This window comes from Streptomyces sp. NPDC005805, assembly GCF_040630445.1.
Lineage (GTDB): Bacteria > Actinomycetota > Actinomycetes > Streptomycetales > Streptomycetaceae > Streptomyces.
Window position 1 is genome coordinate 1 of the sequence record NZ_JBEXXN010000049.1, and the last position, 20,654, is coordinate 20,654.

The following is a 20,654-nucleotide window of genomic DNA, read 5'->3' on the forward strand; positions in this document are numbered from 1 at the left end:
GCTGGTGCTGCCGGAGCGGGGCGAGGTGTGGTGCGTCCTGGAGGAGTTCACGGGCGAGGGGCCCACCGATGTCCGCCGGGTCCTCGCCGCCGTCCACCCCGCCCGCCCCCGTCCCGCGTCCCCTGCAGGGAGGTGCGGAGAGCTGTGAGGAGAGCTGAGCGATGACCGAGGCACCCCGGGGCTTCGACCTGGCGGAGCTGCTGGCCCGGCGCGGCGGCGAACGCTACGAGCTGCACAGCCGGCACCTCAACCACCAACTGCCCCGCATGCTGCGCACCATCGGCTTCGACAAGGTCTACCAGCGGGCCGAGGGCGCCTACTTCTGGGACGACGAGGGCGACGACTACCTCGACATGCTGGCCGGCTTCGGCGTGATGGGCCTCGGCCGGCACCACCCCGTCGTCCGCAAGGCCCTCCACGACGTCCTGGACGCCCAGCTCGCCGACCTCACCCGCTTCGACTGCCAGCCCCTGCCCGGCCTCCTCGCCGAGAAGCTGCTCGCCCACACCCCGCACCTGGACCGGGTCTTCTTCGGCAACAGCGGCACCGAGGCCGTCGAGACGGCGCTGAAGTTCGCCCGCTACGCCACCGGCCGCCCCAGGGTCCTCTACTGCGCGCACGCCTTCCACGGCCTCACCGCCGGGTCCCTCTCGGTCAACGGGGAGCGGGGCTTCCGCGACGGCTTCGCGCCCCTGCTGCCGGACACCGCGATCGAGCTGGGCGATCTGGACGCGCTGGAGCGGGAACTCGCGCGCGGGGACGTCGCCGGCCTGGTCGTCGAGCCCATCCAGGGCAAGGGCGTCAACCCCGCCCCACCGGGCTTCCTGCGGGCCGCGCAGGACCTGCTGCACCGCCACGGGGCCCTGCTGGTCGCCGACGAGGTGCAGACCGGCCTCGGGCGCACCGGCGACTTCTACGCCTTCCAGTACGAGGCCGGGGTCGAACCCGACCTGGTCTGCGTCGCCAAGGCGCTCTCCGGCGGCTATGTGCCGGTCGGCGCGACACTCGGCAAGGACTGGATCTTCAAGAAGGTCTACTCCTCCATGGACCGGGTCCTGGTCCACTCCGCGAGCTTCGGCTCCAACGCGCAGGCCATGGCCGCCGGGCTCGCCGTGCTGAGCGTGCTGGAGGACGAGCAGATCGTCGCCAACGCCCGGATCACCGGGGAGCTGCTGCGCTCCCGGCTCGCCGCGCTGGTGCCCCGCTACGAGCTGCTGCACGAGGTCCGCGGCCGGGGGCTGATGATCGGCATCGAGTTCGGCCGGCCCGAGTCCCTGCGGCTGCGCAGCCGCTGGACGATGCTCCAGGCCGCGCGCAAGGGGCTCTTCGCGCAGATGGTCGTCCATCCGCTGCTCCAGCGGCACCGCATCCTCACCCAGGTCTCCGGGGACCACCTGGAGGTCATCAAGCTGATCCCGCCGCTGATCATCGGCGAGCGCGAGGTGGACCGCTTCGTCGACGCGTTCACCGAGGTGATGGACGACGCGCACGGCGGGGGCGGGCTGATGTGGGACTTCGGCCGGACCCTGGTCCGGCAGGCGGTCGCCAACCGCTGACCGGTGCGCGGCGGGTGCCCCGGGCTTTTGCCTCTGAGGCAAGTCATTTGCCTCAGAGGCAATCGTGCTGGCCCAATAGAGGCATGAACACTCCCGCCGCACCGGACGGTGACGGTCTCGCCGGTGTCCCCCCGCGCCTGCGGGACCTGCGCCGCCGCCGGGGCCTGACCCTGGAGGCCGCCGCCCACCGCGCCGGGCTCTCACCCGCCCATCTGTCCCGGCTGGAGACCGGGAACCGGCAGCCCTCGCTGCCCGTGCTCCTCGCCCTCGCGCGCATCTACGGTACGACGGTCGGGGAGGTCCTCGGCGAGCAGCCGGCCGAACGCGAGCCGGTCGTCCGGGGCGGTGAGCGCGAACCCGTACGGGCCGACGGCTGGACCTACCATCCGGCCGGCGCCCCCGGCCGCGCCATGCAGGCCCTGCGGGTCGTCGTCCCCCACGGCGCCCAGGGCGACCTGGTGCGTGTGCACCCGGGGGAGGAGTGGCTGTACGTGCTGACCGGCCGGCTGCGCCTGGGCCTCGGCGACACCGTGTACGAGCTGGCCCCGGGCGACAGCGCCCACTTCGACTCGCTCACCCCGCACCGGATCGCCGCCGCCACGCCCGAGGGCGCGGAGCTGCTGTTCGTGCACACCCTGCTGCAGAGCCCCGACCCGCACCCCCGTCCCCACGTCCGACCGGAAGCCAGGTGATCAGGGAATGTCGCACGACCCCTTGGACAAGCGCGGAGCCGCCGGCGGTCGGCGCGAGGACCGGTTCCCGCGCGGACTCGTCATCCGGCTCTTCGCCTATCTGATCGCGGGCCACATCGTGGCCGCCTTCCTCTACCTGCTCTTCCTGGTGGGCGCGCAGAACCAGTGACCCGGCCGGGGCGGGCCGGGCGGCCTCAGGCGTTCTCGACCAGCCGGGCGCGCAGCGTCTCCCGGGTGGCGGGGGAGAGGCCGAGCCCCTCGGAGAGGTACTGCTCGGTCCCGCCCCAGGTCTCCTCGATCGTCTCGAAGGCCGCGGCGAGATAGGCCGGCCGGGCGTCGAAGAGCGGACTCAGCAGCTCCATGACCTCGGCGGACATCGCGTCCGGGGAGTCGGAGCCGCGGGTGACCTTGTAGCGGCGGTGCGGGTCGTTCGACTTGAGGTAGTCCGCCTCGATCGCGTCCCGCTCCACGCCCACCGCGAGCAGGGTGACGGCCACCGAGAGACCGGCCCGGTCCTTGCCCGCGGCGCAGTGCATCAGGGCGGGGACGCTGTCCTCGGCGAGGGCGTGCAGGACACGGCTGTGCTCGGCGGTCCGCTGGGTGATGATCGCGCGGTAGGCGGCGATCATCCGGTCCGCGCCCTTGCCGCCGTCCAGGATCGACTTGAGCTGGTCCAGATTGCCGTCGCGGACCATCCGCCAGAACTCCGCGCCGTCGGCCGGGTCGCTCAGCGGCAGGTTGAGGTTGCGCACGCCCGGCAGCTCGACGTCGGGGCCCTCCAGGCGCTGGTCGGCCGCGTTGCGGAAGTCGAAGACCGTGTGCAGCCCGAGGGAGGAGAGGAACGCGGCGTCGCTCGCGGTGGCGTGGGCGAGGTGGCCGCTGCGGTACAGCCTGCCGTGCCGCACCCGACCGCCGTCGGTGGTCGGCAGCCCGCCCACGTCGCGGAAGTTGCGGACTCCGGCGAGTGCGGGCTCGGGGTCCTGCCCGGCCGAGGGTGCCTGCGGCAACTGCTGCGTCACATGGACTCCAATCAATGGCGGCGGTGCCCGTCCCCTCCACCGGCGCGGTCGCCGGCGGAGGCGCGCTCCCGACGATACGACACCGGTTCACACGCCCTTCATACGCGGCGGGGCGGGGGCGGCGGGACGGCCGGTGCGAGGGACGAAGCCGGACGAGCCGGTCGATCTTGAGCGGCAAGTGCGGTAGTGGAATTGCATTCGCGCCTTGTGTCCGAATTAGGAGATTGATTGGAGGGTGCCCCGTAAGCGCCGTAAATGGGAAACGGCTGGTGAGCAGGATCATATTGGTGACGGTGTGTACTGGCTTCCGCCGGGTCAATTCCGTGCCGGACAAGGGAGTTGACGGCCCGTCGCCCACGGAGGGTGATGGCCGCCCGGCTCCGGTGCGGGTGTGGTGATTGCGTCCGGGAATTCATGGCTTGTTCCCCCGGGGTGGCTCGCCTACGGTCACGCTCAATCCGGACGGACCGCCTAATCCTGCCGCCGACCGGAGTTCGCACCCACCACCGCGTGGCAGGAGCGGGGGACCCAGGTAGTACGCCGATTCCGGAGCAATTCGGACGGCTTGGGGTGAATTCGCGCGACCAGTGCGAACGGGCATCTCCAGCCCGAACCCGACAGCTCACCTCGCAGGCGCCGGAGAGGAATGCGTCATGCCCGGAAAGGGTAAGCACCGCCGTCCCAAGTCCAATCCCGTGAGCCGCGGCTTCGTCGTCGCCGGCACGGGTGGCGCCGCCATCGCGCTTCCGCTGTTCGGCGCCGCGAGCGCCGGAGCGGCGACCGCCGCCGCCCCCGCGGCCGCGCCCGGCAAGTCCGCCGTCGCGGCGCAGGCACCCGCCGCCGCGCAGCAGGCCGCGCCGGCGAAGGCCGCCGCTGCCGCGAAGGCCGCCGCCAAGAAGGCCCCGAAGACCTACACCGTGGTCGCGGGCGACTACCTGTCCAAGATCGCCGACGAGCACGACGTCCGCGGCGGCTGGCAGGAGCTCTTCGACGACAACCGGCGCGCCATCGGCGCCGACCCGTCCCTGATCCACCCGGGCCTCGAACTCACCATCGGCGGCAAGTCGAAGCTGAAGAACGACCCCGAGGTGCGGACCGAGTCCAAGCCGCGCGCCTCCCGCGACGACTCCCGGCAGGAGAAGGCCCCGGCCGCCCCGGCAGAGAAGCCGGCCGAGGCCCCCGCCAAGTCCTCGGCCCCCGCCAAGACCTCCGCGTCCGGCTTCAGCGCGCCCGTCGACGCCTCGATCACCACCCCGTACCGCCAGAGCGGCGGCATGTGGTCCAGCGGCTACCACACCGGTGTGGACTTCGCCGCGGCCTCCGGTAGCACCGTGAAGGCGGTCGCCTCCGGCACCGTCGAGTCGGCGGGCTGGAGCGGCAGTTACGGCAACGAGGTCGTCATCCGCCACGCGGACGGCACCTACTCGCAGTACGCCCACCTGTCCTCGCTCTCCGTCTCCGGCGGCCAGTCGGTCTCCGGCGGACAGCAGATCGGCCTCTCCGGCTCCACGGGCAACTCCACCGGCCCGCACCTGCACTTCGAGATCCGCACCGGGCCGTCCTACGGCTCGGACATCGACCCGCTGGCGTACCTGCGCCAGAACGGCGTCAACCTCTGACGCGGTACCCCTCCTCCCGGCCCGGCGCGGTGTCGACCGCGCACTCCGGCCCCGGTGGTGGTCCCCCGTTCCGTCCGGCGGCGGAGCGGGGGATTCCGCGTATTCCGGCTTGGCGGAAACTTGACCGGTGGTAAAGATCACCTCCCGTCAACCCCTCCTTACGGTCGCGTAGGTCACATCCGGGCAGGAAGGATGTGCTCCCGTGGCAGACGATTCGAGAACAGAGACCAGTGGCGCATTCGGGTCGTACGCAGCGATCGGTGACAGCTTCACCGAGGGCGTGGGCGACCCCGGACCCGACGGGACCTTCGTCGGCTGGGCGGACCGGTTCGCGGTCATCCTCGACGACCTCACCCCGGAGCACACCTTCCGCTACGCCAACCTCGCCGTGCGCGGCAAGCTGCTCGACCAGATCGTGGCGGACCAGGTGCCCCGGGCCAAGGAACTCGCCCCGGACCTGGTCTCCTTCTGCGCCGGCGGCAACGACATCATCCGGCCGGGCAGCGACCCGGACGACGTGGCCGAGCGCTTCGAACGCGCAGTGGCCGACCTGACCTCCTCCGTCGGCACGGTCATGGTGACCACCGGCTTCGACACCCGTGACGTGCCGGTCCTGCGCCATCTGCGCGGCAAGATCGCCACGTACACGGCGCATGTGCGGGCCATCGCGGACCGCTACGACTGCCCGGTGCTCGACCTGTGGTCCCTCAAGTCCGTCCAGGACCGGCGCGCGTGGGACCTGGACCGGCTCCACCTGTCGCCCGAGGGCCACACCCGGGTCGCCCTGCGCGCCGCCCAGGTCCTCGGCATCGACGTCCCCGGCGACGCGGACCCCGACCAGCCCTGGCCGCCGCAGCCGCCGCGCGGGCCGCTGGAGGTGCGCCGGGACGACATCCACTGGGCGCGCGACTACCTGGTGCCGTGGATCGGCCGCCGCCTGCGCGGCGAGAGCTCCGGCGACCACGTGGAGGCGAAGCGGCCGGACCTCATGCCGCTCTGAGGGGGCCGGTGGGGGCGTGCGCTCGCGGTCGCGCCGGGCCAGGGCCGACTGGCCTGGACGGTCACGCCCCTGCCGGCCCAGCCGCGCTCGCGGTGGGGGCGTCGGGCGTGGTGCGGGCCTGGTTTCCGGGGTGCGCCGGGTGGGGTCGGGCGCGGGGTGCGCCCGCCTCCGCCCTGCCTGCCCCGCCCGGCTCGGCCCCGCGGGGCGTGCGGCGCTTACGGGAAGCGGCGCGCTCGCGGGGGCGCGGGCCGGGCGTGGTCCGGGCCGGCTCGCCGCTGCGGCGCGGTGGTGGTGTCCGCCCGGCCCGCGAGGCCCGGGGCCGCGCGCTCGGCGGTGCGGCCCGGCCCCGGCTCGTCGGTGGCGTCCGCCCAGCCTGGGGCCCACGACGGCCAGGGCGGCCTGCCGGAGCCCGGGTCCGCACGCCCGCTCGGCGGCGACTCCCGCCTGCCGGCTCCGGGGATCACAGGGCCATGGCTCCTGGGGGAGCCCAGGTCGGTCCACTCGGCGACGCCGACCGGTCCGGGGGCCTGCTCGCCCCCTACCGGTCCCGGCCCTGGACGGGAGCGATGCGACCCATTCCGGTGATCAACCGGCTCCTGCCTGCCAAGCCGGGGGAACAGGGGCCATGCCCCCTGCGGGCTGGCCGCTCTGCCTACCGACCCGGCCCGGTTCGGGGCCGTGGCGCGGCCTGCTCCGGGGCCGCTACCCCCTGCCCGGCCCCGGCCGGCCCGGACTGAACGGGTGCGGTGCGCCCCGTTCGGTGGCGGGTGGCTCCCGCTGCCCGGCCCCGGGGGAACAGGGGCCATGCCCCCTGCGGGCTGGCCGCTCTGCCTACCGACCCGGCCTGGTTCGGGGCCGTGGCGCGGCCCGCTCCGGGGCCGCTACCCCCTGCCCGGCCCCGGCCCGGACCGACCGGGTGCGGTGCGACCCGTTCGGTGGCGGGTGGCTCCCGCTGCCCCGGACCGGGCCCAGGGGGCGTGACCCCTGCGGGGAGCCCGGGTCGGCCCGCTCGGCGGCAAGGCGCGGGGCGAGCCCGCGGCGCCCGCCGGGCCCGACCGGGTGCGGTGCGCCCGGTGGCGCTGCCCGCCCCCGCCTGCCCGGGCCCCGGCCCGGACCGGGTCAGCGGGCCGTCGCCGTGAGGGCCTCGCGGTCGAGGCCCAGCTCACGGGCCAGCGCGTCGTCCGTCCACTGGAGCATCGCGGCGCGGGAGAGCGTGCCCGCGTAGGAGGTCATCTGGACGGCGAGCCCGTCCAGGAAGGCCGTCAGGCGCCACGCGGCCGCCGCCGGGTCGTCGCAGCGGAACTCGCCGGCCGCCGCGCCCTCCGCGATCACCTCGGTCAGCGCCGACTTCCACTGCTGGTCGAGCCCCCGCGACAGATCCCGCAGCGCCGGATCGCGCAGCGAGACCGACCACGCCTCGATCCACAGCCGCCAGCCCTTGGCCTGGCCGGTGGGCGCGTACCAGCGCACCGCCGTGCGCAGCCGCCGCAGCGCGGAGGTGCGCCGGCCGAGGATCCGGCGCAGATGCGCCAGATCGGCGTCCGCCGCGTGTGTGAACGCGGCCGCGACCAGCTGCTCCTTCGACGAGAAGTGGTAGAGGACGAGCGCGCTGCTCACCCCGAGCGCGGCGGCCACGTCGGCGATCCGCACGGCGGAGGCGCCGCGCTGCTCGATCTGCTCGACGGCGGCGTTCAGCAGCTCCTCGCGCCGCTCAGGGACGCTCAGTCGGACTCTCCCCACGGCGGTCACCCTACACAGCCGATCTTGGCCCCGGTCCAGACCTCGGAGCGGGAAATTCCGGGGCGCCGGGAAACTCCCCCGGAGCACTCCCGACAGGGGAGCCGCCCGGCCGCCGGACGGCGCCGCGCGGCCGGGCGGACGGGGCCCCGGCAGGGCCTCCCGCGGTGGCGGAACGCCACGTTCCCGTGAACCGTGGAACACCGGCGGACGGGTGCGCGTTGCACCGTCGTGGGCTGTCCGCGCCCGCTGCCGCACCGGCGGACCGCGGCATACCCTCGGACCATGGATGTGTCGACCGATCTCCAGGAGGTGCCGTGACCGGCGCTGGCTCTCCCCCCTCGCTGCGTACCCGGCTGCGTTCGCTGCGGACCGCGGCCTTCGGCGCCGACCCGGCGGGTGAGCGCCGGGAGCGCATCCTCCGTTCGCCGAACTTCGCCGACGGCACCTTCCAGAACCCGGTCGGCGCGCGGACCAGGCCCTCCGGCGCCTCGATGACGGAGTTCGCGAAGATCTACTTCGAGAAGGAGGCGCGCGCCCGCCGCACCCCGGACGGCCCGGTGCCCGTCCACCCGACGACGGTCGCCGACCTCTCCCGGCCGCCGGCCACGGGGCTGCGCCTGACCTGGATGGGCCACTCCAGCGTCCTCGCCGAGATCGACGGCGGCCGGGTCCTCTTCGACCCCGTCTGGGGAGAGCGGTGCTCTCCGTTCGACTTCGTCGGCCCGCGCCGCCTGCACCCCGTGCCCGCCCCGCTCGCCGCCCTCGGCACCGCGGACGTCGTCGTGATCTCCCACGACCACTACGACCACCTCGACCTCCCCACCATCAAGGCCCTCGCCGGCACGGACACCGTCTTCGCCGTCCCCCTGGGCGTCGGCGCCCACCTGGAACGCTGGGGCGTCGCCCCCTCCCGCCTTCGCGAGCTCGACTGGAACGAGTCGACCGAGGTGGCCGGGCTGAAGCTGACGGCGACCCCGGCCCGCCACTTCTGCGGGCGCGGCCTGCGGAACCAGCAGCACACACTCTGGGCGTCCTGGACCGTCGAGGGCCCGGACCACCGGATCTACCACAGCGGTGACACCGGCTACTTCCCCGGCTTCCGGGACATCGGCGCCGAGCACGGCCCCTTCGACGCCACCATGATCCAGATCGGCGCCTACTCCGAGTACTGGCCCGACATCCACATGACCCCCGCCGAGGGCCTCCGGGCCCACCTCGACCTCCAGGGCGGCGCCCCCGCCGGGGTGCTCCTCCCGATCCACTGGGGCACCTTCAACCTCGCCCCCCACCCGTGGGCGGAGCCGGGCGAGTGGACAAGGGACGCGGCGTCCGACGCGGGCCAGCAGGCGGCCTTCCCCCACCCGGGCCAGCCCTTCGAACCGGGCGGCACCCTCCCCACCGACCCCTGGTGGCGCGCCCTCTCGGGCCCGATCCCCACCCCGTGGCGCCGGGTCCGGCCGGTCGAGACCCCCACCGAGGCCGCCAGGCAGGACCTCAACCTCGCGGGCGACCGCTGACGCGCGCGAGCCGACCGACAAGCAGTGCGGGCCGGGCCCGGGGCACTCGTGCCCCGGGCCCGGCCCGTTCGGAACGCTTCTCGTCGCCGGGCTCGGCCCAGCGCCGGTAGAGCGGGATCGGTGAGTGCCCGCTCGGGCAAGCGGCTCACCCGTTGGGCGGGCCGTCTCCCGGTCAGGGGCTGACCGACAGGAAGAGGAACGCGGAGAAGAGCGCGAGGTGGACGCCGCCCTGGAGGAGGGTGGCGCGGCCCGGGACGACGGTCAGGGCGCTGACGACGGCGGTGAGGGCGAGGAGCACCAGGTGGATCGGGGTGAGGCCCAGTTCCAGGTTGCCCGAGAGCCAGACCGAGGCGAGGGCGATCGTCGGGACGGTGAGGCCGATGCTCGCGATCGCCGAGCCGTAGGCCAGGTTCAGACTGGTCTGCATCCGGTCCCGGCGTGCCGAGCGGACCGCCGAGAGGGTCTCCGGGAGGAGGACCATCAGGGCGATGACCACACCGACGACGGTGTAGGGCAGCCCGGCGCTCTCCACGCCCTGCTCGATGGTCGGCGAGATGACCTTGGCGTTGCCGACCACGGCGATCAGCGAGACGACCAGCAGCAGCAGGCTGATGCCGGCCGCGCGGCTGGAGGGGCGCGGGGCGTGCTCCTCGCCGTTCTCGTCCACCGCCACGTCGGAGTCGGGATCGGCCTCGACCTCGGAGCCGTCGGGCGAGGCGATCCGGCACGGCTTCTTCCGCAGGCTGACGGCACCCGTGGCTTCCGCCTGGCGCGCGGCCTCGCCGGTGCCGGAGGCGTCCCCGGAATCACCCCCGGAGGCGTCCTCGGAGGAGGCTCCCATGGCGAGGGACGGGTCCGCGGGGGTGGGCACCGGGGGCTCGTCCTCGCGGGAGACCGGCAGGAAGTAGTCGCGGTGCCGCACGGTCTGGACGGTCACGAACAGCAGATACAGCCCCAGGGACGCCACCGCGGCGAAGGCCAGCTGGCCGGTGGTGAACTCGCGGTCCTCCGCGCCCGTGGTGAAGGTCGGCAGGACCAGCGTCATCGAGGCGAGGGTGATGACCGTCGCCAGCGCGCCGCCCGACCCCTCCGCGTTGAAGACCACGGTGCGGTTGCGGACTGCGCCGACGAGCAGGCAGATGCCGACGATGCCGTTGCAGGTGATCATGACCGCGGCGAAGACGGTGTCCCGCGCGTAGGTCGACGCCTTGTCGCCGCCGCCGGACATCAGCATGACGATCAGTCCGACCTCGATGATCGTCACCGCGACCGCGAGCACCAGCGAACCGAGTGGCTCGCCCACCCGGTGGGCGACCACCTCCGCGTGGTGGACGGCCGCCAGCACGGCGCCGAACAGGCAGAGCGCCACGGCGGTCACGCCGAGCGCGGGCAGATCGCGCCCCCAACCGAAGGCCAGGGCGACCAGTGCCACCACCGGTACCCAGGTGGTCCACTGTCTCAGCGTCGAGGTGCTGGTGTCCGTGCTCATGGTGATCAGGGTGCCAGAGCCCACCGCCGCACCGACGACAGGGGTCCCGGCACCGCGCCCGCGCCTGCCGCCGGCTCCCGGCCGCTCCGCCGGCCCGGACCCGCGACCACGCCCGGCCCGGGGTGACCCTCGCGACGGCGCTGGGCAGGGGGCGGTCGGCACCCGTGGCCCCGCCCGGACCCGGCGCGTAAGCGAACGGGACCGGGGCCGGGCGGAGCGGCGGGTCAGGACCAGGGGTCGAAGGGGATCGAGGGGCGGGAGTCGGCGAGGAGGCGGCGGAACCGGTCGTCGCGGTCGGTGATCTTGATGGTGGCGGCGCCGAAGTCCGCCGACATCAGGCGGTCGCGCAGGGCCGTGTCCGGCCAGCCGTTCCAGTCGACCAGGGGCGGGTACCGCCAGTCGCCGTAGTGGTTCTCGGGGGGCTCGTCGCCTCCGTTCGCGAGGCGGAAGAAGTGCGTGCCCGGACCGTCCTTGTGGTAGACGACCTTGGGGTGCGGGCCGTCGAAGCGGACCTGTGCGCGGGGGTAGGTCCGCACCGTGCTGTGCTGGGTCGTCGAGACGAACTCCGCGCGGTTGGCCGCCTGGTCGATCCAGACCACGACGTGCTCCCAGTCGTGGCGGTGCCCGCCGAGCCCGCTGCCGTGGACGGCCTGGTCCTTCTCGAAGTAGCTCGCGTACACCACCGCGCACCAGCCGTTGTTGCAGGCCGAGCGGGCATAGGTCTGCGTGTTGTCCAGGTCGGACCGGTCACGGCAGTTGCCGTTGATCGCACCGGTCGTCCTGAGGCCGGGGGCGAGGGTGCCGTCCGGGCCGATGGCGGGGGTGGCGTAGCAGCCGTCACCGTCGTAGTCGTACGCGGGGGAGAAGGTCTGTTCGTAACCGCCCGCGTTCTGGGGCAGGTTGCGCGGCGGGTCGGCGTACGCGGGCGCGGCGGGGAGCAGGACGGCCAGGGCCGCCGCCCCGAGCGCCGCGCCGGCGCGCAGTGCGATGCGGGAGGTCCCGGGGAGGCGGCGGCGCGCCGGAGGGGCGCTCGGGGCGGTGGGGGACGGGCCGTCGGCCGGTGCGGTGGAGGGGGGTATGCGCATGGGTCGCTCTCTTCTCGGGCCCCGGCGCACGGCGTCGGACGCCGGACGGGGGCGAGCGTGTGGGGGCCGCCCGTGCCACAGGGGGTGGCACGGGCGTGAGCGGTTCGGTGCACGGGAGGTGGGACCCGGCTGGGGGATCAGGACTCCCGTGCGAGTCCTCATACCAGAGCGGGACGCTCCGTGGGGAACTTTTCCAACTGCCTCTCGCAGAAGACCTTTCGGCGACTACCGTGTGTTGCCGGTGATCAACGGTGGGCTCACTTCCGCGTGCCCTCGGTCCACCCGCGTGCACCGTCCCCCAGAAGGTCTCCCAGAAGTACGCCGATCCCTCGGACCCCACGTACCAAGGACGCTGATGTCTCAACTACGCGCACCAGCCGCGCGGTCCGACCGCCGGGAGGGCGGGCGGCACGGCCGTCCCGGCACCCGTTCCCTCGCCTCCCCGGGACGGTCCCAGCCCGCCGCGGCGCCACCGGAGTCGCGGATACGCCCCCAGCTCCTGCGCACCGCCGTCCTCCCCGCCGTCGCCGCGGTCCTCGCCGGGCTGGCCGCCGTGATCTACCTGCTGCGGGCCGCCGCCCCCGAACCCACCTTCGGGCTGTGGGCGGTGCTCCTGGCCACCGCGGCCCTCGCCGCCGCCGCCCTCGCCGCGGCCTTCCTGGGCGCCGAACGGCTCGCACGCTCCGTCCACGCCCGCACCAACGCGCTGCGCCGCAGCACCGCCCGCGGCCAGGCCGAACTGCGCACCGTGGTGGAGGGCCTGCGGCGCGGTGAGGGCCCGCCGCCCCGGCGCCGACCCGCCGAGGCCCCGCGCGGCGGCGACGAGTTCGACCTCCTGACCCAGGAGCTGAGCCGCTCCCACGAGGCCGCCGTGGCGGCCGTCGTGCAGGCGTCCCGGCTCTCCAGCAGCGTCGGCAACGAACAGAAGGTCGAGGTCTTCGTCAACCTCGCCCGCAGGCTCCAGTCCCTCGTCCACCGGGAGATCCAGCTCCTGGACGAGCTGGAGAACGAGGTCGAGGACCCCGAGCTGCTCAAGGGCCTCTTCCACGTCGACCACCTCGCCACGCGCATCCGCCGCCACGCCGAGAACCTCGCCGTCCTCGGCGGCGCGATCTCCCGCCGCCAGTGGTCCAACCCGGTCACCATGACCGAGGTGCTGCGCTCCGCCATCGCCGAGGTCGAGCAGTACCCCCGGGTCAAGCTGGTCCCGCCGATCGACGGCACCCTGCGCGGCCACGCCGTCGCCGACGTCATCCACCTGCTCGCCGAACTCGTCGAGAACGCCACCCTGTTCTCCGCGCCCCACACCCAGGTCCTGCTGCGCGCCCAGCACGTCACGGCGGGCCTCGCGGTCGAGGTGGAGGACCGGGGCCTCGGTATGCCGGTCGCCGAGCAGGAGAAGATGAACGCCCTGCTCACCGACCCCGACCAGGTCAACGTCGCCCATCTCCTCCAGGACGGGCGGATCGGCCTCTTCGTGGTCTCCGCGCTGGCCCGCCGGCACGGCATCGCGGTCCGGCTCCAGTCCAACATCTACGGCGGTATCCAGGCCGTCCTGGTCCTGCCGCAGGGCCTGCTCGGCGCCGCCCCCGGCGCCCCCGCCCAGGAGGGCACGAACCAGGGCGCGGCGGAACGGGCCGGGGCCGGTGCCCCCCGGGTCGCCGCCACGGCACCGCCCCCGCTGCCGCCCTCGCACACCGCGCCCGCGGCTCAGGCCCAGCCCCTGCCGGAACTGCGCCCCGAGCCCCCGGCCGCCCGGCCCGCCGAGCCCGTGCACACCGAGCACCCGCACACGGCGCACCGGGCCGACGCGCCCCCGCACACGGAAGCCCGTCACGCCGAACCCCGCCCCACCGAACCCCGGTACGCCGAACCCCCGCACAGCGGCGGCCCCGCCGGCGGCCACCCCGTGCCGGAACCCCACCGGGACCCCGGCCCCGCCGCCCAGCCCCTGCCCGCCCAGCGCGAACCCGTCCGGGCGCAGGCCGGTCTCGACCCCCTGCCCGTACGCGGCGAGCACACCGACCGCCCCAACCCCGCCTCCGCCCGCCCGGGCCACAGCACCCCGGGGGTCGCCGCGCAGGAGCCCCCGCACCTGCCGCCCCCGACCGCCGCCGGCCCCGTGCACGGCACCATGGACCGGCCCCGACTGCCCAGGCGCCGCAGCCAGGAGCACCTCGTCCCCCAGCTCCGCGACGCCCCCGCCCCGCGCCGGGACGAGGAGCAGACGCTGCACGACCCGGGCCTGATGGCCGCCTTCCAGCGGGGCATCGGACTCGCCGAGTCGGCACACCAGATCACGCCCGCACACGAGATCACATCCGTGCCCGCGCACGAGACCACGCCCGCGCACGCACAGCCCGACCCCCGTCACGACACCACCATCAAGGAGTAGATGCACCATGGCGAGCGACGTGCCGACCGGTCATGTGTCGGACCTCGACTGGCTGCTCAGCGGTCTGGTCCAGCGGGTGCCGTACACCCGCAATGCGGTACTGCTCTCCTCCGACGGGCTCGTGAAGTCGGTGCACGGTCTGGACAACGACAGCGCCGACCACATGGCCGCTCTCGCCTCCGGCCTCTACTCGCTCGGCCGCAGCGCCGGCGCGCGGTTCGGGGACGGCGGCGAGGTGCGGCAGGTGGTCGTGGAGCTGGACTCCACCCTGCTGTTCGTCTCCACCGCCGGCTCCGGGACCTGTCTCGCCGTGCTGGCCGGCCGGGAGGCCGACGCCGCCGTCCTCGGCTACGAGATGGCCATGCTCGTCAAGAGCGTCCGCCCCTACCTGACCACACCCGCGAGAACGGCCGCCGGGGCGTCGAGCGCAGCGGGGCAGTGACCGTGCCCTCGCCCAAGGACGGGCCGTTGCTCGACGACGCGGCCGGACGGCTCATCAGGCCGTACACGGTGAGCGGCGGCCGGACGCGTCCGACGGCGGCACTCGACCTGCTGTCCCTGGTGATGGCGACCGGGAACACGCCCCAGGCGCACCTCGGGCCCGAGCACTCCCTCGCGCTGGGCCTGTGCCACGGACCCACCTCGGTCGCCGAGATCTCCGCGCATCTGCGGCTGCCCGCAGTGGTGACCAAGGTGCTCGTGTCCGACCTCGTGGACTGCGGCGCGGTCACCGCGCGCGCCCCGCGCACCCATGACACCCACACGGACCGTTCACTGCTGGAGGCGGTGCTCGATGGCCTACGACGACGGCTCTGAGACCGGCACCGGGACCGCCCACGGGTCCGCCACCGGGACCGGCGACCTCTTCCCGACCGCGCTCAAGATCCTGGTCGCCGGCGGCTTCGGCGTCGGCAAGACGACCTTCGTCGGCGCCGTGAGCGAGATCGACCCGCTCAGCACCGAGGAACTGCTCACCCAGGTCAGCGTGGGCACCGACCATCTGGACGGCATCGAGTCCAAGACCACCACCACGGTCGCCATGGACTTCGGGCGGATCACCCTCGACGCCCGCCATGTCCTCTACCTCTTCGGCACCCCGGGCCAGGAGCGCTTCTGGTTCATGTGGGACGAACTCTCCGAGGGCGCCCTCGGCGCGGTCGTCCTCGCGGACACCCGCCGCCTGGAGGAGTCCTTCTCCGCGGTGGACTTCTTCGAGCGGCGCGGCATCGGATTCGTCGTCGCCGTCAACGAGTTCGACGGGGCCTTCCGCTACGACCCCGAGGAGGTCCGCGCGGCGATCGACCTCAAACCGGAGGTGCCGGTGGTGCTCTGCGACGCGCGGATCGCCAGCTCCGGCATCGGCACCCTGGTCACCCTCGTCCAGCACCTGCTGTCCACCACCTCCCCCGTCGTGCCGGGCCCGGCACCGAGCTATGGAGCACCGACATGACCTACGACCCCACCGGCCACCTGCTGCTCACCCCGGTCGACCGCGAGGCGCCCGCCCGGGTCGAGCGGCTGCGGCAGTTGGGTTTCGGGGACCGGCCGGACCCCGCGTTCGACGAGTTCGCGCACCGGCTCGCCGAGGTGACCGGCGCCCCCTACTCCATGGTCAACTTCATCGACGAGAACCGGCAGTTCTTCGCGGGACTGCACACCCCGGGCGGCACGCACAGCGGCACCGACGCGGGCGCGGCGGCCGGCGGGGTGAGCCGCTTCATGGCCCGCGACCACGGCTACTGCCCGCATGTGGTGGTCCGGCGCAAAGCGCTGGTGCTGGAGGACGTCTGCGACTACCCGCGTTTCGCGGGCAATCCGGTCGTCGACGAGATCGGCATCCGCTCCTATCTCGGCGCACCGCTGATCGACCGCACCGGGATCGCGCTGGGCACCATCTGCGTGGTGGACACGGAGCCGCGGCCTTGGGGGAGGGCCGGGCTGGAGACCATCAAGTCCCTCGCGGCGGAGCTGATCGAGCAGATCCACCACCGGGAGGACACCCGGTTCTGAAGGGGGGAGCGGGGCGGGCGGCGCGCACGGGTGGCACACCGGCCCCGCCCCGGGGCGCCGCTCCCGTCATCGGCCGGGGGCCCGCCTCACCCGGCCGGGGCCAGGCGCACCTCGTCCGAGAGGCGCTCCGACCACTGGCCCTTCGCCGTGCCCAGCGCGACCTCCGCGAGCCGCAGTAACTGGATGTCCGAGGTGCCGGCCGGGGCGAACATGTGCAGCGCGTCCCGCATATAGCGCTCGATGGGCCGGTCCGTGAAGAGGCCGGCCGCCGCGTGGATCTCCATGGCGTTGCGGGCCGAGTCGATCGCCGACTCCACGTTCACCAGCTTGGCGTTCATCAGCTCCGCGTCGCACGGCAGACCCTGGTCCAGCAGGTGCACGGCGTGGTACGCGGCGAGCCGGGAGGTCATCAGCCGCGACTGCATGGTGCCGAGCTTCAGCTTCACCGAGGGCAGTTCGTGCAGCGGTTTCCCATAGCGGTGGCGCTCCTCGCAGAAGCGGGTGGTCTCCTCCAGGATCGCCTGGTGGATGCCGAGGGACACCGCGGTGAGGTTGGCCCGCCCGTAGAGCACGCTGGACGAGTAGGCCACGGCCAGCCCGTCGCCCTCGTCCCCGAGCCGGCTCGACGCCGGGACCCGGCAGTTGTCGAAGATCAGCTCGCCGAAGCTGAAGCCGTGCAGCCCCATGGTCGGCTTCTGCTCGCCGACGCGGAAGCCCGGCCGGTCGGACTCCACCAGGAAGGCCGTCAGCCCGCGCGAACCCGGGCCGGTGCGGACCACGACGCCGTGCAGATCGCCGACATGGCTGTTGCCGACGAACACTTTCCGGCCATGGAGGACATAGTCGTCCCCGTCCCGGACCGCGCGGGCGCTCATGCCGAGGACATGGCCGCCGGACTCGGGTTCGGTGACGGCGATGGTCGGGAGGCAGTCGCCGGCGGCTATCGCCGGGAGCCAGGTCTTCTTCTGCTCGTCGCTACCGAAATGGACAATCTTGGCGACACCGAGCTGGGACGCCTGGACCATGGCTCCCATCGCCCCGCTGACCCGGGACAGCTCCTCGATGACAAGGGTCTTCGCGAGGTGCCCGAGGCCCATTCCGCCGTAGTCCTCGCCGATGGTCGCCCCGAGCCAGCCCTGCCGGGCGATCAGCGCCGAGAGGTCGTGGTCGACGGCCCGGGCGGCCTCCATGGCCGGAATCCGCGGCCGGACCTCCCTCTCGGCGAACTCCCTTACCCGGGCGCGCAGCCGGTGGTGCGGCCGGCCGGTGAAGTAACCGTCCATCGCGAGCTCCCCTCCGCGAAACGCCTGTTCGCGCACTTGTGCGAGCAGGTGGTGCATCGGCAGTGGCCCCGTCCCGAACAGGCCGACACTTCAGCCTGTTGAGCCTCGCGCAGCGGGACAAGGTCACAGCCAACATTGGCTGAAACGTGAAGTATTGACGTTTGATTGAGTCCATGGACCGCGTGGTAGGCGACCCCCCGAACCCCGCCGGAACCCTTCCCACCGGAGGTGTCGTAGCCACATGCCAACGGCACTGCGTTCCCCGGAACGGCGTGCGACCGTCGTCGGGGACGTCACGAAAGGGCATGGAAGTGTCTCCAGTGGCCTGCTGAAGGATCGATACTGCGCAGGAAGCGACCGAAAAACGCCGGTCGCGGGCCGGGATGGCGGCGCGCACCGGCGTACGGGGGTGGCGCGGGGCGCGCGAGCCCTGTGCACGCGCCCCGCGCCGCCCGCCCAAGCGCCCCGGTCCTACCGCCCCGGTGGCGCCCCCGTGCTCGCGCGCAGCACCCCTCGCCCGCCACCCGCACCACCCGGGAGCGGGCCCCGCGCGGCTCCCGGAGGGCGAGCGCCAGGACCTGCCGCCCCAGCTCCGCGAGCGGCAGCGCCACCGTCGTCAGCGGCGGCGACAGCTCCCGGACGAGCGGGATGTCGTCGAACCCCGCCAGGGACACGTCCCGCGGCACCCGCACCCCCGCCTCCCGGAAGGCCGCCAGCGCCCCCACCGCCATCACATCCGTGACCGCGAACACACAGGTCGGGCGCTCCCCGCGGGCGAGCAGGGCCCGGGCCGCCGCGTAGCCGCCGTCCCGGGTGAACGCGCCGTGCACGATCCGCTCGGGCGCCGGGCGCACTCCGGCGCATGCCAGTTCCCCGCGGAATCCGGCCAACCGGTCGGAGACGGTGGTGAGTTCGGGCGGCCCGCTGAGCACGGCGAACTCCCGGTGCCCCAGCTCCAGCAGGGCCCGGGCCGGCGCGGCGGCCCCGCCCCGGTTCTCCGGGAGCACGGTGTCGGCCCGCAGGCTCCGGTGCCGGCTCAGCACCGCGACCCGGCCCCCGGCCCGGACATCGGGGTCGAGTTCGGCGGTCAGGTCCCGCTCCCAGGCGCGGTCCTGGAAGCCGGAGCCGATCAGCAGGACGGCCTTGGCGCGCTGGGCGCGCAGCGCGGACACGACGCCGCTGGTGTGCCTGCGCTTCCGGCTCGTGACGGGCGCTTGACCAGGACCGCCGGGCCTGCGGCGGACACCTCCTCGGTGGATGAACTCAGGCGTGATCGGCCCTGGCCCCGGAGCAGGCGCGGTGGGCCGTGGAACCGGGGCGGGTGGGACAGACGGGTGCTTGCCGCGCTACCGGCGCGTCGTCACGACCGCCCACAGGAGTACCGCGTTGTCGTCGTCGCTGCTGAGTGTGACCGACTGGTAGGGCTCGACGGACACGGACGCGATCGTCGGGCCGCAGGGGGCGGCCGGGAAGCGGTGCCGGGTGCCTGCCTCGGTGTGGGCGGTGGCGGTGGCGGTGACCGTGGCGCTGGTCGCGTGGCAGCGGTAGACGACGCGCCGTGCCTGCCCGTCGGGGGTCGCGGGGAGCCGGACGACGACGGGGAGTCCCGGGTCCGACTTGCCGGAGGTGATGACGCGTTCGCCGGTGGGCCGGTGCCCGGGGAGGTCGCGGAGGAAGGCGCGGTACCAGCGCGCCGTGACGTCTTCCTGGTCGGTGGCCTCGTCACGCGGAGTGGTGATCGACCCCGTCGTGACAAGGACGATGGCGGCGAGCCCGGCGACGGTCACCGCCGCGACGTTCGCCGTGCGCCGCCGGGGCTGGGTGTAGAAGGTGTCGCGCCCGGCTTCGGGTAAGGCCGGACGGCGCTGACGCTTGCTCACGCAGCTGCTCCTGCTCGGCCGGTCGCCTGGCACGGGCAGGCGACCGGCTCACGCGTAGGAGTGGAGAGCGTCGGCGATGATCTTGAACACGGGGCCGCCGTGCACGGCCAGGTCCTTCAGTCGGTCGAAATCGTCCAGGTAGAGCGTGACTTCGTGGTTCTGCTTCACCGTCAGGTACGCGGAGACGAGCTCGACGTTGACCTGCCGCTTGTCGAAGATCCAGAAGTCCTCCACGGGCGGCATCAGGCTGCGTTCCGCCCGGCGGGGGATGATGCCGACGAGCACGTTCTGCCGCACCGCCGCCTGGAGCAGATGTCCGAGCTGCTCGGTCATCACGCAGGCCGGGCCGACCTGGCGGTAGAGAAGGGTCTCCTCCAGGACGAACTCGAAGCCCTTGGAACGGTCGTTGAGGAAGTCCTGCCGCTCCATGCGGGAGGCCACCGCGACCTCGACGTCATCGGTGAGGCCGCGCCGGTCCCGGATGCCGCGCAGGACGGTTCGGGTGTACTCCTCGGTCTGGAGCGGTCCGGGGATCAGGTTCTGGGAGTAGGACCTGAAGTCCGTGGTCCGGGCCCACAGCGGCCGGACACTGTCCTGTGCCGGACGCAGACCGCGTCCTTCCATTAACCGCCACTCGGTGTACATCGACTCGATGTTGCGGGCGGCCTCGATGAGGTCGTCCGCCTCCTCCGGCGCCCCGCACTCCCGCGTCCACGTCCGGATGATCTCCGGGGAGGCCGGCGCGTGACCGTTCTCGATGCGGCTGATCTTGGCCCGGTCCCAGGTGCACCGGCGGGCCAGCTCTGTCGCAGTCAGTCCGTGGTCTTCACGCACTTTGCGCAAGCGCTGCCCGAGGGCACGGCGCGCTTCCGCGATGCTGGAGGAGGTAGGCATGCCGACCAGTGTGCCGCCCGCCACGGTGACGCGGAGAACAGACCCACCCGCACCAAGGTCTCTTCAAAACCGTATTTGTGACGGTATGTCAGTTCATGGTGTTGCGTGGGTGTGCGGCTCTGCTTCCCCGCGCGGAAACAGCCGCAGAAGCCGCTTGGGGAACTCCACGACGGTCTCGTGGTCGGGGACGGCGATCGACGCCAGACGGGTGGGATCGGCCACCTTCCACGACTGGAGCAGATAGCTGTCCGACACGTCGTCGTAGTACAGGGTCGGCGAGCCGTTGTTCGGGCTCTCGGGGTCCTTGCACAGCAGGTGAAGCGTCGCTGGTCCTCCAGTGGGCGGCGACTGTTGACCCTTTGAGCGTGATCCGTCGCGCAGAGCCATCGCTACTGGTGTGCGGAATGTTGACGACGAAGACTTTCCCGGCGCTGAAGTGTGCGGCTTTTTGCGGTGACGTGATGTCGATCACGTG

The 20,654-nt window shown here is 73.4% G+C and carries 19 protein-coding genes, 1 pseudogene and 1 riboswitch; of the genes and pseudogenes, 11 read left to right on the forward strand and 9 right to left on the reverse strand.

Annotated elements, in window-relative coordinates:
* Positions 1-161 precede the first annotated feature (161 nt).
* The 3 genes from ABZ457_RS23305 (at position 162) to ABZ457_RS23315 (ending at position 2,417) form a co-directional block, all read left to right on the forward strand.
* A complete protein-coding gene (locus tag ABZ457_RS23305) occupies positions 162-1,556 on the forward strand; it encodes an aspartate aminotransferase family protein (RefSeq protein WP_359160312.1) in 1,395 nt (464 codons plus the stop codon).
* A gap of 83 nt (positions 1,557-1,639) precedes the next feature.
* A complete protein-coding gene (locus ABZ457_RS23310) occupies positions 1,640-2,248 on the forward strand; it encodes a helix-turn-helix domain-containing protein (protein WP_359160315.1) in 609 nt (202 codons plus the stop codon).
* 7 nt (positions 2,249-2,255) lie between these two features.
* Positions 2,256-2,417 carry a DUF6126 family protein gene (locus ABZ457_RS23315; RefSeq protein WP_359160318.1) on the forward strand — a complete coding sequence of 54 codons (162 nt, stop codon included), beginning with the start codon at positions 2,256-2,258 and terminating at the stop codon, positions 2,415-2,417.
* A gap of 25 nt (positions 2,418-2,442) precedes the next feature.
* Here the strand turns inward: ABZ457_RS23315 and ABZ457_RS23320 are convergent, their stop codons facing one another.
* Entirely contained in the window at positions 2,443-3,267 is an 825-nt protein-coding gene (locus ABZ457_RS23320; protein WP_359160321.1) for a tyrosine-protein phosphatase, read from the reverse strand.
* A 491-nt stretch (positions 3,268-3,758) separates the two neighbouring features.
* Positions 3,759-3,916, forward strand: a riboswitch (cyclic di-AMP (ydaO/yuaA leader).
* Positions 3,917-3,920: 4 nt separating this feature from the next.
* Here ABZ457_RS23320 and ABZ457_RS23325 point away from each other — a divergent pair.
* On the forward strand, positions 3,921-4,886 hold the full coding sequence (locus ABZ457_RS23325) for a LysM peptidoglycan-binding domain-containing M23 family metallopeptidase (protein ID WP_359160324.1): 966 nt from the start codon (positions 3,921-3,923) through the stop codon (positions 4,884-4,886).
* A gap of 202 nt (positions 4,887-5,088) precedes the next feature.
* Positions 5,089-5,886 carry an SGNH/GDSL hydrolase family protein gene (locus ABZ457_RS23330; protein WP_359160328.1) on the forward strand — a complete coding sequence of 266 codons (798 nt, stop codon included), beginning with the start codon at positions 5,089-5,091 and terminating at the stop codon, positions 5,884-5,886.
* A gap of 1,119 nt (positions 5,887-7,005) precedes the next feature.
* Here ABZ457_RS23330 and ABZ457_RS23335 read toward each other — a convergent pair.
* Complete coding sequence (locus ABZ457_RS23335) at positions 7,006-7,626, reverse strand: TetR/AcrR family transcriptional regulator (protein WP_359160331.1); 621 nt, start codon at positions 7,624-7,626, stop codon at positions 7,006-7,008.
* 314 nt (positions 7,627-7,940) lie between these two features.
* Here ABZ457_RS23335 and ABZ457_RS23340 point away from each other — a divergent pair, with 314 nt between their 5' ends.
* Positions 7,941-9,143 carry an MBL fold metallo-hydrolase gene (locus tag ABZ457_RS23340; protein ID WP_359160334.1) on the forward strand — a complete coding sequence of 401 codons (1,203 nt, stop codon included), beginning with the start codon at positions 7,941-7,943 and terminating at the stop codon, positions 9,141-9,143.
* 172 nt (positions 9,144-9,315) lie between these two features.
* Here ABZ457_RS23340 and ABZ457_RS23345 read toward each other — a convergent pair whose 3' ends face one another.
* Positions 9,316-10,632, reverse strand: a complete 1,317-nt coding sequence (locus ABZ457_RS23345) for an ionic transporter y4hA (RefSeq protein WP_359160337.1) — start codon at positions 10,630-10,632, stop codon at positions 9,316-9,318.
* Between the two features lie 224 nt (positions 10,633-10,856).
* Complete coding sequence (locus ABZ457_RS23350; protein WP_359160340.1) at positions 10,857-11,717, reverse strand: NPP1 family protein; 861 nt, start codon at positions 11,715-11,717, stop codon at positions 10,857-10,859.
* A 355-nt stretch (positions 11,718-12,072) separates the two neighbouring features.
* Between ABZ457_RS23350 and ABZ457_RS23355 the strand changes: the two genes are divergently transcribed.
* The 5 genes from ABZ457_RS23355 to ABZ457_RS23375 are packed head-to-tail and all read left to right on the forward strand — an operon-like array spanning position 12,073 to position 16,122.
* The gene (locus tag ABZ457_RS23355; RefSeq protein ID WP_359160343.1) at positions 12,073-14,112 is read left to right on the forward strand and encodes an ATP-binding protein; all 2,040 of its coding nucleotides are present in this window, start codon (positions 12,073-12,075) and stop codon (positions 14,110-14,112) included.
* Between the two features lie 7 nt (positions 14,113-14,119).
* Positions 14,120-14,554 (forward strand): roadblock/LC7 domain-containing protein, encoded by a 435-nt coding sequence (locus tag ABZ457_RS23360; protein ID WP_359160346.1) that lies wholly within the window; start codon positions 14,120-14,122, stop codon positions 14,552-14,554.
* 2 nt (positions 14,555-14,556) lie between these two features.
* Entirely contained in the window at positions 14,557-14,928 is a 372-nt protein-coding gene (locus ABZ457_RS23365) for a DUF742 domain-containing protein (RefSeq protein WP_026277740.1), read from the forward strand.
* Positions 14,906-15,562 carry an ATP/GTP-binding protein gene (locus ABZ457_RS23370; protein WP_359160349.1) on the forward strand — a complete coding sequence of 219 codons (657 nt, stop codon included), beginning with the start codon at positions 14,906-14,908 and terminating at the stop codon, positions 15,560-15,562. Before ABZ457_RS23365 ends, ABZ457_RS23370 begins: the two co-directional genes overlap by 23 nt.
* Complete coding sequence (locus ABZ457_RS23375; protein ID WP_359160352.1) at positions 15,559-16,122, forward strand: GAF domain-containing protein; 564 nt, start codon at positions 15,559-15,561, stop codon at positions 16,120-16,122. The genes ABZ457_RS23370 and ABZ457_RS23375 overlap by 4 nt, the downstream gene beginning before the upstream one ends.
* Before the next feature lie 86 nt (positions 16,123-16,208).
* Here ABZ457_RS23375 and ABZ457_RS23380 read toward each other — a convergent pair whose 3' ends face one another.
* From ABZ457_RS23380 to ABZ457_RS23400, 5 genes and pseudogenes are all read right to left on the reverse strand, one after another.
* A complete protein-coding gene (locus tag ABZ457_RS23380) occupies positions 16,209-17,405 on the reverse strand; it encodes an acyl-CoA dehydrogenase family protein (protein WP_359160355.1) in 1,197 nt (398 codons plus the stop codon).
* 471 nt (positions 17,406-17,876) lie between these two features.
* Positions 17,877-18,577 (reverse strand): annotated as a pseudogene (locus ABZ457_RS23385) (substrate-binding domain-containing protein); the annotation flags it as partial.
* A gap of 174 nt (positions 18,578-18,751) precedes the next feature.
* Positions 18,752-19,285: a hypothetical protein gene (locus ABZ457_RS23390; protein ID WP_359160358.1), complete on the reverse strand. Its 534-nt coding sequence runs from the start codon at positions 19,283-19,285 to the stop codon at positions 18,752-18,754.
* 48 nt (positions 19,286-19,333) lie between these two features.
* Positions 19,334-20,179 carry a helix-turn-helix transcriptional regulator gene (locus ABZ457_RS23395; RefSeq protein ID WP_359160364.1) on the reverse strand — a complete coding sequence of 282 codons (846 nt, stop codon included), beginning with the start codon at positions 20,177-20,179 and terminating at the stop codon, positions 19,334-19,336.
* 93 nt (positions 20,180-20,272) lie between these two features.
* Complete coding sequence (locus tag ABZ457_RS23400; RefSeq protein WP_359160427.1) at positions 20,273-20,494, reverse strand: hypothetical protein; 222 nt, start codon at positions 20,492-20,494, stop codon at positions 20,273-20,275.
* Between the last annotated feature and the right edge of the window lie 160 nt (positions 20,495-20,654).

Excerpts from the sequence above, each read along its gene's own strand:
- ABZ457_RS23355 (WP_359160343.1), top strand. The coding sequence starts at position 12,073 with ATGTCTCAACTACGCGCACCAGCCGCGCGGTCCGACCGCCGGGAGGGC.
- ABZ457_RS23370 (WP_359160349.1), top strand. The coding sequence starts at position 14,906 with ATGGCCTACGACGACGGCTCTGAGACCGGCACCGGGACCGCCCACGGG.
- ABZ457_RS23360 (WP_359160346.1), top strand. The coding sequence starts at position 14,120 with ATGGCGAGCGACGTGCCGACCGGTCATGTGTCGGACCTCGACTGGCTG.
- ABZ457_RS23310 (WP_359160315.1), top strand. The coding sequence starts at position 1,640 with ATGAACACTCCCGCCGCACCGGACGGTGACGGTCTCGCCGGTGTCCCC.
- ABZ457_RS23375 (WP_359160352.1), top strand. The coding sequence starts at position 15,559 with ATGACCTACGACCCCACCGGCCACCTGCTGCTCACCCCGGTCGACCGC.
- ABZ457_RS23305 (WP_359160312.1), top strand. The coding sequence starts at position 162 with ATGACCGAGGCACCCCGGGGCTTCGACCTGGCGGAGCTGCTGGCCCGG.
- ABZ457_RS23345 (WP_359160337.1), bottom strand. The coding sequence starts at position 10,632 with ATGAGCACGGACACCAGCACCTCGACGCTGAGACAGTGGACCACCTGG.
- ABZ457_RS23395 (WP_359160364.1), bottom strand. The coding sequence starts at position 20,179 with ATGCCTACCTCCTCCAGCATCGCGGAAGCGCGCCGTGCCCTCGGGCAG.
- ABZ457_RS23315 (WP_359160318.1), top strand. The coding sequence starts at position 2,256 with ATGTCGCACGACCCCTTGGACAAGCGCGGAGCCGCCGGCGGTCGGCGC.
- ABZ457_RS23380 (WP_359160355.1), bottom strand. The coding sequence starts at position 17,405 with ATGGACGGTTACTTCACCGGCCGGCCGCACCACCGGCTGCGCGCCCGG.
- ABZ457_RS23325 (WP_359160324.1), top strand. The coding sequence starts at position 3,921 with ATGCCCGGAAAGGGTAAGCACCGCCGTCCCAAGTCCAATCCCGTGAGC.
- ABZ457_RS23350 (WP_359160340.1), bottom strand. The coding sequence starts at position 11,717 with ATGCGCATACCCCCCTCCACCGCACCGGCCGACGGCCCGTCCCCCACC.